Annotated in this window: 14 protein-coding genes; 8 read left to right on the top strand and 6 right to left on the bottom strand. The window is 63.2% G+C overall.

Annotation, left to right across the window (positions count from 1 at the left end; genetic code table 11):
- Positions 1 to 126: 126 nt before the first annotated feature.
- Positions 127 to 1,026, bottom strand: a complete 900-nt coding sequence (locus LE197_RS20925; protein WP_003120906.1) for a GlxA family transcriptional regulator — start codon at positions 1,024 to 1,026, stop codon at positions 127 to 129.
- Between the two features lie 253 nt (positions 1,027 to 1,279).
- Between LE197_RS20925 and LE197_RS20920 the strand changes: the two genes are divergently transcribed.
- Positions 1,280 to 2,425, top strand: a complete 1,146-nt coding sequence (locus tag LE197_RS20920; protein WP_172616860.1) for an acyl-CoA dehydrogenase family protein — start codon at positions 1,280 to 1,282, stop codon at positions 2,423 to 2,425.
- An 84-nt stretch (positions 2,426 to 2,509) separates the two neighbouring features.
- Here the strand turns inward: LE197_RS20920 and LE197_RS20915 are convergent, their stop codons facing one another.
- Positions 2,510 to 3,547: an NADP(H)-dependent aldo-keto reductase gene (locus LE197_RS20915; RefSeq protein WP_003098813.1), complete on the bottom strand. Its 1,038-nt coding sequence runs from the start codon at positions 3,545 to 3,547 to the stop codon at positions 2,510 to 2,512.
- 245 nt (positions 3,548 to 3,792) lie between these two features.
- Between LE197_RS20915 and rplM the strand changes: the two genes are divergently transcribed.
- The 7 genes from rplM to LE197_RS20880 all read left to right on the top strand — a co-directional run bounded on the left by rplM (position 3,793) and on the right by LE197_RS20880 (position 8,585).
- Complete coding sequence (gene rplM, locus LE197_RS20910; protein WP_003094164.1) at positions 3,793 to 4,221, top strand: 50S ribosomal protein L13; 429 nt, start codon at positions 3,793 to 3,795, stop codon at positions 4,219 to 4,221.
- Between the two features lie 14 nt (positions 4,222 to 4,235).
- Entirely contained in the window at positions 4,236 to 4,628 is a 393-nt protein-coding gene (gene rpsI / locus LE197_RS20905) for a 30S ribosomal protein S9 (protein WP_003098810.1), read from the top strand.
- A gap of 249 nt (positions 4,629 to 4,877) precedes the next feature.
- Positions 4,878 to 5,471, top strand: a complete 594-nt coding sequence (gene petA, locus LE197_RS20900) for a ubiquinol-cytochrome c reductase iron-sulfur subunit (protein ID WP_003100631.1) — start codon at positions 4,878 to 4,880, stop codon at positions 5,469 to 5,471.
- Positions 5,471 to 6,682: a cytochrome b gene (locus LE197_RS20895; RefSeq protein ID WP_003094159.1), complete on the top strand. Its 1,212-nt coding sequence runs from the start codon at positions 5,471 to 5,473 to the stop codon at positions 6,680 to 6,682. The genes petA and LE197_RS20895 overlap by 1 nt, the downstream gene beginning before the upstream one ends.
- A complete protein-coding gene (locus tag LE197_RS20890; RefSeq protein ID WP_003094157.1) occupies positions 6,682 to 7,464 on the top strand; it encodes a cytochrome c1 in 783 nt (260 codons plus the stop codon). Before LE197_RS20895 ends, LE197_RS20890 begins: the two co-directional genes overlap by 1 nt.
- Before the next feature lie 84 nt (positions 7,465 to 7,548).
- Complete coding sequence (locus LE197_RS20885; protein WP_003094155.1) at positions 7,549 to 8,166, top strand: glutathione S-transferase N-terminal domain-containing protein; 618 nt, start codon at positions 7,549 to 7,551, stop codon at positions 8,164 to 8,166.
- Between the two features lie 11 nt (positions 8,167 to 8,177).
- Entirely contained in the window at positions 8,178 to 8,585 is a 408-nt protein-coding gene (locus LE197_RS20880; RefSeq protein ID WP_003094153.1) for a ClpXP protease specificity-enhancing factor, read from the top strand.
- 56 nt (positions 8,586 to 8,641) lie between these two features.
- Here the strand turns inward: LE197_RS20880 and LE197_RS20875 are convergent, their stop codons facing one another.
- The 4 genes from LE197_RS20875 to LE197_RS20860 are packed head-to-tail and all read right to left on the bottom strand — an operon-like array spanning position 8,642 to position 12,027.
- Positions 8,642 to 9,220: a BON domain-containing protein gene (locus LE197_RS20875; RefSeq protein ID WP_003094151.1), complete on the bottom strand. Its 579-nt coding sequence runs from the start codon at positions 9,218 to 9,220 to the stop codon at positions 8,642 to 8,644.
- Positions 9,217 to 9,810, bottom strand: coding sequence for a phosphoheptose isomerase (locus LE197_RS20870; protein WP_003094149.1), 594 nt, complete (start codon positions 9,808 to 9,810; stop codon positions 9,217 to 9,219). Before LE197_RS20870 ends, LE197_RS20875 begins: the two co-directional genes overlap by 4 nt.
- A 28-nt stretch (positions 9,811 to 9,838) precedes the next feature.
- Entirely contained in the window at positions 9,839 to 10,216 is a 378-nt protein-coding gene (locus tag LE197_RS20865) for a YraN family protein (protein ID WP_003103094.1), read from the bottom strand.
- Entirely contained in the window at positions 10,213 to 12,027 is a 1,815-nt protein-coding gene (locus LE197_RS20860; protein ID WP_003103096.1) for a penicillin-binding protein activator, read from the bottom strand. Before LE197_RS20860 ends, LE197_RS20865 begins: the two co-directional genes overlap by 4 nt.
- Between the last annotated feature and the right edge of the window lie 27 nt (positions 12,028 to 12,054).

Genomic DNA, 12,054 nt, shown 5'->3' with positions numbered 1-12,054 from the left:
GCCCGCGTCTGCGGCGGGCCTGCGGATTCATGAGAACCCGCGAAGGCCGACCTGGCTACCTATCCTAGGTTCTGTAGGGAAAGCGCCGGCGCCGATGCCGTTCGGGCAGGCCCGGCGATGTCCGGCTCAGCTTTCCTTCTGCATGAACTGGCGACGGTAATGGTGGGGAGAGAGTTCGGTGTGCTGGCGGAACAGGCGGGCGAAGAAGCTGGCGTCGTCGTAGCCGACCTCGTAGCTGATCGTCTTGATGCTCTTGCGCGTGCTCGAGAGCATGCCCTTGGCGGTCTCGATCCGCAGTCGCTGCAGATAGTGCAGCGGCTTGTCGCCGGTAGCGGCCTGGAAGCGCCGCATGAAGTTGCGGATGCTCATGCCGTGGTCGCGGGCGACGTCCTCGAAACGGAACTTGTCGGCGAAGTGGTCTTCCAGCCATTGCTGGATCTGCAGGATCGTCGGGTCATGGTGCAGCTTCTGTCCGCCGAAGCCGATGCGCCCTGGGGTGTAGCTGCGCTGTACTTCGTAGAGGGTATCCCGGGCCACCGCCTGGGCCACCGATCCGCCGCAGAAACGCTCGATCAGATAGATGTAGAGGTCGCAGGCGGAGGTGACGCCGCTGGCGCAGAACAGGTCGTCGGCATCGGTCAGGTGCTTCTCCTGATTGAGCAGCACGTTCGGGAAGCGTTCGGCGAATTCTCGATAGAAGCGCCAGTAGGTGGTCGCTTCCTTGCCATCCAGTAGACCTGCCTGGGCCAGCCAGAAGACCCCGGTCGCCTCGCCGCAGAGGGCGGTTCCCTCGGCATGGCTGCGGCGCAACCAGGGAACGATTTGCGGATAGCGCCGTTCGAGCGCGTCGAAATCGCCCCAGAAGGCGGGCAGGACCACGATATCGCAGGCGGCGAGGGGACCGTCGACGGCGATGCTGTCGCCGCTGAAGCTGCGTACCGGCTGGCCGTCGGGGCTGAGGATGCGGGTGCGGAAGGCCGGCTGGAGACCGAGGCCCTGCTGCTTGCCGTGGCGCAGGCTGGCCATGTGGAAGAAGTCCTTGGCCTGCATCAGGGTCGAGGCGAAGACGCCGTCGATGGCGACGATGCCGACATGTTTCAGCACCGGAGCGGATTGAGCGCGCATGGATTTTTATCGTTGTTGTGAGTAAGGGAAAGCGGTCAAAAGGCGGCTGGATCGTCTTATTTTTTGGCGCAACTGTCCAGTGCGTCGGTCGGGGCATTTCCCTACAGTCGAAGACCTGCCGCGTGCAGCCAACCCGATCCCAGACCGTTTCCAGGTGACCACGATGATACCGAGAACCCTGTTCAGCTCCGACCACGAACTGTTTCGCGACAGCGTGCGCAAGTTCCTCGAACAGGAAGCCGTGCCTTTCCATCACCAATGGGAAAAGGATGGGCATGTCGACCGCGCGCTCTGGAACAAGGCCGGCGAGGCCGGAATGCTCTGTTCGCACCTGCCGGAAGAGTATGACGGGATGGGCGCGGACTTCCTCTACAGCGCCGTGGTCATCGAAGAGATCGGTCGGGCCGGCCTGACCGGGATCGGTTTCTCCCTGCATTCGGACATCGCTGCGCCCTACATCCTCCACTACGGCAGCGAGGCGCTGAAGCGCAAGTACCTGCCGAAGCTGGTATCCGGCGAGATGGTCGCGGCCATCGCCATGACCGAGCCGGGGGCCGGTTCCGACCTGCAAGGGGTGAAGACCACTGCGGTACTGGATGGCGACGAGTACGTCATCAATGGCTCGAAGACCTTCATCACCAACGGCTTCCTCGCCGACCTGGTGATCGTGGTGGCGAAGACCGATCCGAAGGCTGGCGCCAAGGGCATAAGCCTGTTCGTGGTCGAGGCGGGTACGCCGGGCTTCAGCAAGGGCAAGCGCCTGGAGAAGGTCGGGATGAAGGCCCAGGACACCTCCGAGCTGTTCTTCCAGGATGTGCGGATTCCCCGGGAGAACCTGCTCGGCAAGGACGGCCAGGGATTCATCTACCTGATGCAGGAGCTGCCGCAGGAGCGCCTGACCGTCGGTATCGGCGCGCTGGCGTCGGCCGAGGCGGCCCTGCAATGGACGCTCGACTACACTCGCGAGCGCAAGGCGTTCGGCAAGTCGGTGGCGGACTTCCAGAATACCCGCTTCAAGCTTGCCGAGATGGCTACCGAGATCCAGGTCGGCCGGGTCTTCGTCGATCGCTGTATGGAGCAGCATCTCCGGGGCAAGCTGGACGTACCCACCGCCGCCATGTGCAAGTACTGGACGACGGACCTGCAATGCAAGGTGCTCGACGAATGCGTGCAGTTGCACGGCGGCTACGGCTTCATGTGGGAATATCCGGTGGCGCGGGCCTGGGCCGATGCCCGGGTGCAGCGGATCTACGCCGGTACCAACGAGATCATGAAGGAGATCATCGCGCGGGCCCTGTGAGGCGCGCCTGGTCACCGGGAGGGGCGGACGACCGCATCGCGCGGTTGTCCGCCGAACCCGCGGCAGCGCCAGGCCCCTGGAGGCTCAGGGAGCCGGGTTCGGTTGCTCCCGGTGGATTGCATCGATACCGGCGAGCAATTCCTCGTCCAGCCTCAGGTCGACGCTGCCGAGATTGGTTTCCAGCTGTTCCAGCGAGGTGGCGCCGATGATGTTGCTGGTCACGAACGGCCGCGAGGTGACGTAGGCCAGTGCCATCTGCGCCGGTTCCATTCCATGTTCGCGGGCCAGCGCTACGTAGCGCGCGCAGGCCGCTTCCGCCTGCGGGTTGGTGTAGCGGGTGAAGCGGCTGTACAGACTGATGCGCGCGTTGGCCGGGCGGGCGCCGTCCGCGTACTTGCCGGAAAGCATGCCGAAGGCCATCGGCGAGTAGGCCAGCAGGCCGCACTGCTCGCGGATGGCGATTTCCGCCAGGCCCACCTCGAAGCTGCGGTTGAGCAGGTTGTAGGGGTTCTGGATCGATACCGCGCGCGGCCAGCCGCGCTCCTCGGCGAGCCTGAGGAAGGTCATGGTGCCCCAGGGCGTCTCGTTGGACAGGCCGATGTGGCGGATCTTGCCGGCGCGCACCTGCTCGTCGAGCACTTCCAGGGTTTCCTCCAGCGGTGTGAAGCTCTCTTCCTGGTGCTGGTAGCCGAGCTGGCCGAAGAAGTTGGTCCGCCGCTCCGGCCAGTGCAACTGGTAGAGGTCCAGCCAGTCTGTCTGCAGGCGCTCCAGGCTGGCATCGAGGGCGGCGACGATGTGCTGGCGGTTGAACTTGAGGTTGCCGTCGCGCACATGGCTGATGCCGTTGCCGGGGCCGGCGATCTTGCTGGCGAGGATCCAGTCGGCGCGGTCGCTGCTGCGGCGGAACCAGTTGCCGATGATGCGCTCGGTGCTGGCGTAGGTCTCGGCGCGGGGCGGCACCGGATACATTTCGGCGGTATCCATGAAATTGATCCCGGCGGCCTTGGCCCTGGCGATCTGGGCGAAGGCGTCCTGCTCGCTGTTCTGCTCGCCCCAGGTCATGGTGCCGAGGCAGAGGGCGCTGACTTTCAGATCGGTGCGGCCGAGCGGGCGATACTCCATGCGGGTGTCCTCGTGAAATTAAGTGGTTAATGCGGTTGTAAATTCTGGCGAAATCTGCATAATTCCGCAGCCTTTCATCGGTGGGGGATGCCAAGCCTGCCGATCGATGTATCTAGTCGTTACGGACGCACACCGACCCGAGCCCCAATTCGTGTCTGTTTTCGGCTGTCCTTGACTTGTCAAGGCAACCACTGTCCAGTAAGATTCGCCGTCTTATTTTCAGGCGGCCCCTGAGGCTATAACGAATGAAAACCTATACCGCGAAACCGGAAACTGTACAGCGCGACTGGTTCGTCGTCGACGCTGCCGGCCAGACCCTGGGTCGTCTGGCGACCGAAATTGCCCGCCGCCTGCGTGGCAAGCACAAGCCTGAGTACACTCCGCATGTTGACACCGGCGACTACATCGTCGTCATCAACGCCGAGCAGGTGCGTGTGACCGGTGCCAAGACCACCGACAAGATGTACTACCACCACTCCGGCTTCCCGGGCGGCATCAAGTCGATCAACTTCGAGAAGCTGATCGCCAAGGCCCCTGAGCGCGTCATCGAGACCGCTGTGAAAGGCATGCTGCCGAAGAACCCTCTGGGTCGCGATATGTATCGCAAGCTGAAGGTGTACAAGGGTGCCAGCCACCCGCACACCGCTCAGCAGCCCCAAGAACTGAAGATTTAACGGGATAGCTCATTATGTCGGCGACTCAAAATTACGGCACTGGCCGTCGTAAGACCGCTACCGCTCGCGTCTTCCTGCGTCCGGGTACTGGCAAGATTTCCATCAACAACCGTGGTCTCGATCAGTTCTTCGGTCGTGAAACCGCTCGCATGGTCGTGCGTCAGCCGCTCGAGCTGACCGAGACCGTCGAGAAGTTCGACATCTTCGTTACCGTCGTTGGCGGTGGCGTAAGCGGTCAGGCCGGTGCGATCCGTCACGGCATCACCCGTGCCCTGATCGAGTACGACGAAACCCTGCGTAGCTCGCTGCGCAAGGCCGGCTACGTGACTCGCGATGCCCGTGAAGTCGAGCGTAAGAAAGTCGGTCTGCGTAAAGCGCGTAAGCGTCCGCAGTACTCCAAGCGTTAATTCGACGCTTGCTGAAAAACGCCCACCTCTTCGGAGCTGGGCGTTTTTTTATGTCTACGCTTTAACTCTGCGGCAAGGTGTCGCATGGCCGAAGGGCGCGCCCTACAAGGGTTTCGGGCGTTTTGTGTCAGGCTATTACCTTGTCATCAAAGGGGGTTTTCTTTACCATTTGGCGAATTTTTTGCGCGGCTCGAATTTTTACTTAAAGGCCTGATTAGAACAGGTCTGAAGCTGATGGGAGACGACTGAATGAGTAATGACGGCGTGAATGCAGGCCGGCGTCGCTTCCTCGTCGCGGCCACCTCTGTGGTTGGCGCGGCGGGAGCGGTGGGTGCTGCGGTCCCGTTCGTAGGGTCATGGTTCCCCAGTGCCAAAGCCAAGGCTGCTGGCGCGCCGGTGCAGGTGAACGTGGGCAAGATCGATCCAGGTCAGCAGATCATCGCTGAATGGCGCGGCAAGCCTGTATTCATCGTGCACCGCACGAAGGAGATGCTGGACGCCCTGCCGAGCCTCGAAGGACAACTGGCCGACCCGGACTCCAAGGCTTCGGAGCAGCCGGAGTACGTCGATCCCAAGCTTCGCTCGATCAAGCCGGAACTGGCGGTGATCGTCGGCATCTGCACCCACCTGGGCTGCTCGCCGACCTTCCGTCCCGAAGTCGCCCCCGCCGACCTCGGTCCGGACTGGAAGGGTGGCTACTTCTGCCCTTGCCACGGCTCCCACTACGACCTCGCCGGTCGTGTCTACAAAGGCCAGCCAGCGCCGCTGAACCTGCCGATTCCGCCTTATACGTTCGATGCTGACGACGTCATCACCATCGGCGTGGACCAGGAGAAAGCCTGATGAACAAGTTCATGGCTTGGGTCGATGCGCGTTTTCCCGCGACCAAGATGTGGGAAGACCATCTGAGCAAGTACTACGCACCGAAGAACTTCAACTTCTGGTATTTCTTCGGTTCCCTGGCGCTGCTGGTGCTGGTCAACCAGATCCTCACCGGCATCTGGCTGACCATGAGCTTCACGCCGTCGGCCGAAGAGGCGTTCGCTTCCGTCGAATACATCATGCGCGATGTCGACTACGGCTGGATCATTCGCTACATGCACTCCACCGGTGCATCGGCGTTCTTCATCGTGGTCTACCTGCACATGTTCCGCGGCCTGCTCTACGGCTCCTATCAGAAGCCGCGCGAGCTGGTGTGGATCTTCGGCATGCTGATCTACCTGGCGCTGATGGCCGAGGCCTTCATGGGCTACCTGCTGCCTTGGGGTCAGATGTCCTACTGGGGCGCCCAGGTGATCATTTCCCTGTTCGGCGCGATTCCGGTGGTCGGCGAAGACCTGGCCCAGTGGATCCGCGGTGACTTCCTGATCTCCGGCATCACCCTGAACCGCTTCTTCGCCTTGCATGTGATCGCCCTGCCGATCGTCCTGCTCGGCCTGGTCGTGCTGCACATCCTGGCGCTGCACGAAGTCGGTTCGAACAACCCGGACGGCGTTGACATCAAGAAGAAGAAAGACGAGAACGGCGTACCGCTGGACGGCATCGCGTTCCATCCGTACTACACCGTGAAGGACATCGTCGGCGTGGTGGTGTTCCTGTTCATCTTCTGCACCGTGATCTTCTTCTTCCCGGAAATGGGCGGCTACTTCCTCGAGAAGCCCAACTTCGAGATGGCCAACCAGTTCAAGACCCCCGAGCACATCGCTCCGGTCTGGTACTTCACCCCGTTCTACGCGATCCTCCGCGCGGTTCCGGACAAGCTGATGGGCGTGGTGGCGATGGGTGCGGCGATCGCTGTGCTGTTCGTCCTGCCGTGGCTGGATCGCAGCCCGGTTCGCTCGATCCGCTACAAGGGCTGGCTGAGCAAGCTGTGGCTGGTGATCTTCGCGGTGTCCTTCGTGATCCTCGGCTACTACGGCGCCCAGGCTCCGAGCCCGCTGGGTACTACCCTGTCGCGCGTTTGCACCGTCCTGTATTTCGCCTTCTTCATCCTGATGCCGTTCTACACCCGGATGGAGAAGACCAAACCGGTTCCGGAAAGGGTGACTGGCTGATGAAAAAGCAATTCGCTGCACTGATTCTGGCGGTACTGCCAGTCCTGGGTTTCGCCGCTGGCGGCCATGGGCCGCAACTGGATCATGTCGATATCGACCTGACCGACAAGGCGGCCATGCAGGATGGCGCGCGTACCTTCGCCAACTACTGCATGGGCTGCCATAGCGCCAAGTTCCAGCGTTACGAGCGTGTTGCCACCGACCTGGGCATTCCTGCCGATCTGATGATGGAGAAGCTGGTGTTCACCGGCGCCAAGATCGGCGACCACATGGACATCGGCATGAAGCCGGCCGACGCCAAGACCTGGTTCGGCGCCGCTCCGCCGGATCTGACCCTGGTTGCCCGCGTACGCGGCACCGACTGGCTGTACAGCTACCTGCGCTCGTTCTACGAGGATCCCAAGCGTCCGTGGGGCGTGAACAACGTGATCTTCCCCAACGTCGGCATGCCGAACGTCCTGGCGCCCCTGCAGGGACGCCAGGTGATCGGCTGCAAGCAGGTACAGGTGGTCGAGGATGGCAAGAAGCAGTTCGATCCGTTGACCGGTACCCCGCTGACTCACGAAGCTTGTGACCAGTTGACCGTGGTGCCGAAGACCGGCGAACTGAACGAAGCTCAGTTCGACGAGAAGGTCAAGAACCTGGTGACCTTCCTGGCCTATTCGGCCAACCCGAACAAGCTGGCCTCCGAGCGTATCGGTACCTACGTCCTGCTCTACCTGGCCTTCTTCTTCGTATTCGCCTATCTCCTCAAGCGCGAGTACTGGAAGGACGTGCACTAACCCGCACGTTGGTCTTCGAAGCGCGCGCCCTACGGGGCGCGCGCGTCTTTCACCTCCCACAAGTCGACCTGCGAGGAGGGCTCCATGGCTTCAATCAACAAGCTGACCTGCTATTCCGACCCTGCCGATCATTACTGCCATCGCATCCGCCTGGTCCTGGCCGAGAAGAACGTGGCGGTAGAGGTGATCGATATCGAGGCGGGCCGCTGTCCGCCGATGCTGGCGGAGGTCAACCCCTACGGCAGCGTACCGACCCTGGTCGATCGCGACCTGGCGCTGTACGAGCCGACGGTGGTCATGGAATACCTCGACGAACGCTATCCGCATCCGCCGCTGCTGCCCGATTATCCGGTGAAGCGTGCCAACAGCCGCCTGTTGATCCATCGTATCCAGCGGGACTGGTGTTCCCTGGTGGACCGGATCCTGGATGCGCGCAGCAAGGAGGCCGAGCGGGTCCAGGCGCGCAAGGAGTTGCGCGAGAGCCTGACCGGGGTTTCCCCGCTGTTCGCCGACAAGGCATATTTCCTCAGCGAGGATTTCAGCCTGGTGGATTGCTGCCTGTTGCCGATCCTCTGGCGTCTGCCGCTGCTGGGCATCGAGTTGCCGCGGCAGGCCAAGCCGTTGCTCGACTATATGGAGCGCGGATTCGCCCGGGAAAGCTTCCGGGCCAGCCTGTCTTCCGTTGAACGAGATATGCGTTAAGGAACATGAAGATGAATTCCAGCCGTCCCTATCTGGTCCGCGCGCTCTATGAATGGATCGTCGACAACGATTGCACGCCGCATATCCTGGTGAACGCAGAGTTCGCCGGGGTAAAGGTGCCTCCGGGCTATGCCAGCGATGGGCAGATCGTGCTCAATGTCTCGCCCTCTGCCGTGCGGCATCTGCACATGGACAACGAGGCGGTCAGCTTCGAGGGGCGTTTCGGCGGCGTGGCGCAGAGCCTGTACATTCCAGCGCTGGCGGTAATGGCCATCTACGCCCGGGAAAACGGCCAGGGCATGGTCTTCGATCTGGAGCAGCCGGGTCCGGTGGACGACGAGCCGGGCGATGACGATGGTGGGCCGTCCGATGAGCCGCCGCGTCCCAGTGGCAGGCCATCCCTGAAGGTGGTCAAGTAAACGGCGAGCAATGAAAAAGGCGATCGAAGGATCGCCTTTTTTTCGTTCGCTGTTCTTCAGTTTATGTATTCGAACAGCTTGACGATCTTCTGCACCCCGTCGACGCCCTGGGCGACGCGGACAGCCTGGGCGGCTTCCTGCTGGTTGACCAGGCCCATCATGTAGACGATGCCGTTCTCGGTGACCACCTTGATCCGCGACGAGGGCACGTTGGGATCGCTGAGCATCTGGGTCTTCAGCTTGGTGGTGATCCAGGCGTCGTTGTTGCGGGCGAGCAGGGAGGAGGGCGAGGTCACCTGCAGTTCGTTATGCACGTTCTTGACCTTCTGCACCGTGCGCGCGGCCTGTTCGGCCTTGCTCTTGAGGTCGGCGCGCGGGGTCTGGCCGGCGATCAGCACGATGCCGTTGTAGCTGACCACGACGATGTGAGAGTCCTTGTCCAGGGCCGGATCGGCCTTGGCGATGTTCACCGCGGCCTTGGTCTCGATCAGCGAGTCGTCGATCTTGCTGCCGATGGTTCGGGTCCCGCGATCGTCGTCGATCGGTTTGTCCCGGGTGGCGCTGAGGAAACTGCTGCAGCCTCCCAGGGCCAGGCTCAGGGCCAGGGTGGCGGCGACGAAGGCGGTACGGCTCATTCTTCACTCCCGAACAGTTGGCGGTCGATCAGGTCGCAGAGGCAGTGGATGGCCAGCAGGTGGACTTCCTGGATGCGTGCGGTGATCTTGGAAGGAACGCGGATCTCCACGTCTTCCGGCAGCAGCAGCGAAGCCATGCCGCCACCGTCACGGCCGGTCAGGGCGACCACCAGCATCTCGCGGTCGTGGGCAGCCTGGATGGCCTGGATCACGTTGGCCGAATTGCCGCTGGTGGAAATCGCCAGCAGGACGTCGCCCGGCTGGCCCAGGGCGCGGATCTGCTTGGAGAAGACTTCGTTGTAGCTGTAGTCGTTGGCGATCGAGGTGATGGTCGAGCTGTCGGTGGTCAGGGCCACGGCCGGCAGGCTCGGACGTTCGCGCTCGAAGCGGTTGAGCAGTTCGGAGGAGAAGTGCTGGGCATCGCCGGCCGAGCCGCCATTGCCGCAGGAGAGGATCTTGCCCTCGTTGAGCAGCGCATTGACCATCACCAGGCTGGCTTGCTCGATATAGGGAGGCAGTACTTCCAGCGCCTGCTGCTTGGTCTCGATGCTGGCCTGGAAGAGCTGGCGGATACGGTGTTGCATGTCCATCGGTAATGACCTTCGGTGGGGCGGCTGATCAGGCGTCGAATGCGTTCTGAATCCAGTCCAGTCGCGGTGGTGATTGTCCGTCGCTGGTATCGACGGTGACCACATCGAAGCGACAGGGGCGTTTGGCCCAGCGCGCCTCCTGTTGCAGAAAAAGTTCGGCGGAGAGAATCAGGCGCTGCCGCTTGCGCGCGTCGATGCTCTCCAGGGCTCCGCCCCAGGCGCGATGCCGGCGGGAGCGGACTTCGACGAATACTACTGTATCGCCGTCGAGCATGACCAGATCGAGCTCTCCGCGGCGACAGGTCCAATTCTTGCCAAGTGTGGCAAGGCCCTGTCGCCGTAGATGGGCGCAGGCCAGTTCCTCGGCCTGGCGCCCCTTTTCCCGGGAGCTTTCCCTATCGGTCAAAAGCTGCTGGTCCCCAGCGGCTGGACCTGGCCATTGCGGAACTCGGCCCATTGCAACTGGCGTTCGATACGTTGGGTCGGATTCAGGCTCAGGGTACCGGTCAGGCCGTCGATCTGCAGGCTCGGCACGGCCTTCAGTTCAGGCAGACGCGGAGCGAGGCGGTAGGCGTCGACGCCCATGGCGTAGAGGCGGCCCATGCTGCCGTTGGCCTGGGGCCATTGGGCGGCGACCTGCTGGCGGGTCGGGTCGCTGGGGTTGAGCAGCCACGGGGTCTCGCAGAAGCGGATGCCGTTGAGATCCTGGTCCTGGGTCGGGTTGTTGGTCCCGGTGTAGAGGTGCGAAGTGGCGTAGACCGGAAGGTCGCCGGCGTACTGGAAGGCCAGGGTCGGCTTGATCTGGCGGGCCTGCTGCGGGGTGGCGGCGAGGAACACGAAGTCGATGTCCTGGCGGCGCGACGGCTGGGTGGCGATCTGGCTGCCGAGGGCGCCCTGCAGGCGCTGGGCGCGGCCTTCGCTCTGGCGCAGTTGCAGCAGGTCGGCGATCTGTTGCGCCAGTTGTACCGGCTGGTCGACATGCTCGGCGGCGATCAGGCTGCCGCCCGCGGACTGCCAGCTCTGGCTGAAGGCGGCCAGCACGCGGTCGCCCCATTCGCCGCGCGGCACCAGCGCCACGGCCCGGCGCATGCCGTCGCCCCAGGCCCGGCTGGCCACCGCGCGCGCTTCGTCCTCGGCGGCGAGGCCGAACTGGAACAGCTGCGCCGGGCCTTCTTGGCTGTTGTCGCTGTAGTTGAGTGCGAGGGTGGTGATCGGCAGTTGCTCGCGGCTAGCGAGTTGCTTGACCAGCGGCTTCTCCAGTGGACCGACGACCAGTTCGACGCCATCGGCCTGGGCCTGGCGGTAGAAGTCATCTAGCGAGCGCACCTGGGTACTGTCGTAGAGCTTGATCGAAGGAGGATTCTGGCCGGCCTGCTGGGCCTGGAAGTGGGCGGCGAGGAAGCCGTCCTGCAGGGCCCGGGCGACGTTGGCCAACTGCCCCTGCTGGGGTAGCAGGAGGGCGATGCGGGTCAGCGGCTGCTGGGACAGCGTCTTGAGTTTCTCCAGCGCCGCCGGCAAGTGCTTGGCCGCCGGGTGCTCGGGGTTCTGCTGTTGCCAGCTCTCGATGCTGGCCTGCTGTTGCTGCAGGGTCGGCGAGGTCTTGGTGATGCGTGCCAGGGTCAGCCAGCCGCTGAGGTCGCCTTCGTTGGCGCTCGGTTGCAACTGGTCGACCGGCAGGCTGCTGACCAGGGTCCAGATCTTTTCCTGGTTCTCGATCACCGCCGGGCCCTCGAGCAGCGGTGCGAAGTAGATGCGCTCCTTGGCTGCGGCAAGGACCTGGCCGTCGGCGGCGAGGGCCTGGGCCTTGGCGCGCTGGGTACGAACCTGCTGGGTCACCGGCAGTTCGCTGAGATGCTGCATGCTCGGATGCTGCAATGCCTGCAGGGCGGCCTTGGGCTTGCTGCGGGCGAGGGCCAGTTCGGCGTTCAGGGTGCTGGCGAAGACCTGCTGGGCCGGCTTCAGGCTTTCCAGCGGGATCTGTCCCAGGATGGCGGTGGACCTGGCGAGGTCCTTCTGCTGGTAGGCAAGGTCCGCTGCCGAGAGGCGCAGCAGCGCCGCTTCCTCGGGCTTGCTCTGGCTGGCCTGTTGCAACAACTGCTCGATGCTGGCATTCGGCGTACGGGGAAGTTCGCCCAGTCCGGAATTGGACGAGGTCGCGCAGGCGGTCAGCAGACCGGCCAGGATCAGAGCAGAAAGCGGACGCAGGCAAGCGATCATATAGGGCTTCTCATGGCGCATTCACGA

This window comes from Pseudomonas sp. PS1(2021) (assembly GCF_020405165.1).
GTDB lineage: Bacteria > Pseudomonadota > Gammaproteobacteria > Pseudomonadales > Pseudomonadaceae > Pseudomonas > Pseudomonas aeruginosa.
This window is presented reverse-complemented; position numbering and strand designations above follow the sequence as displayed.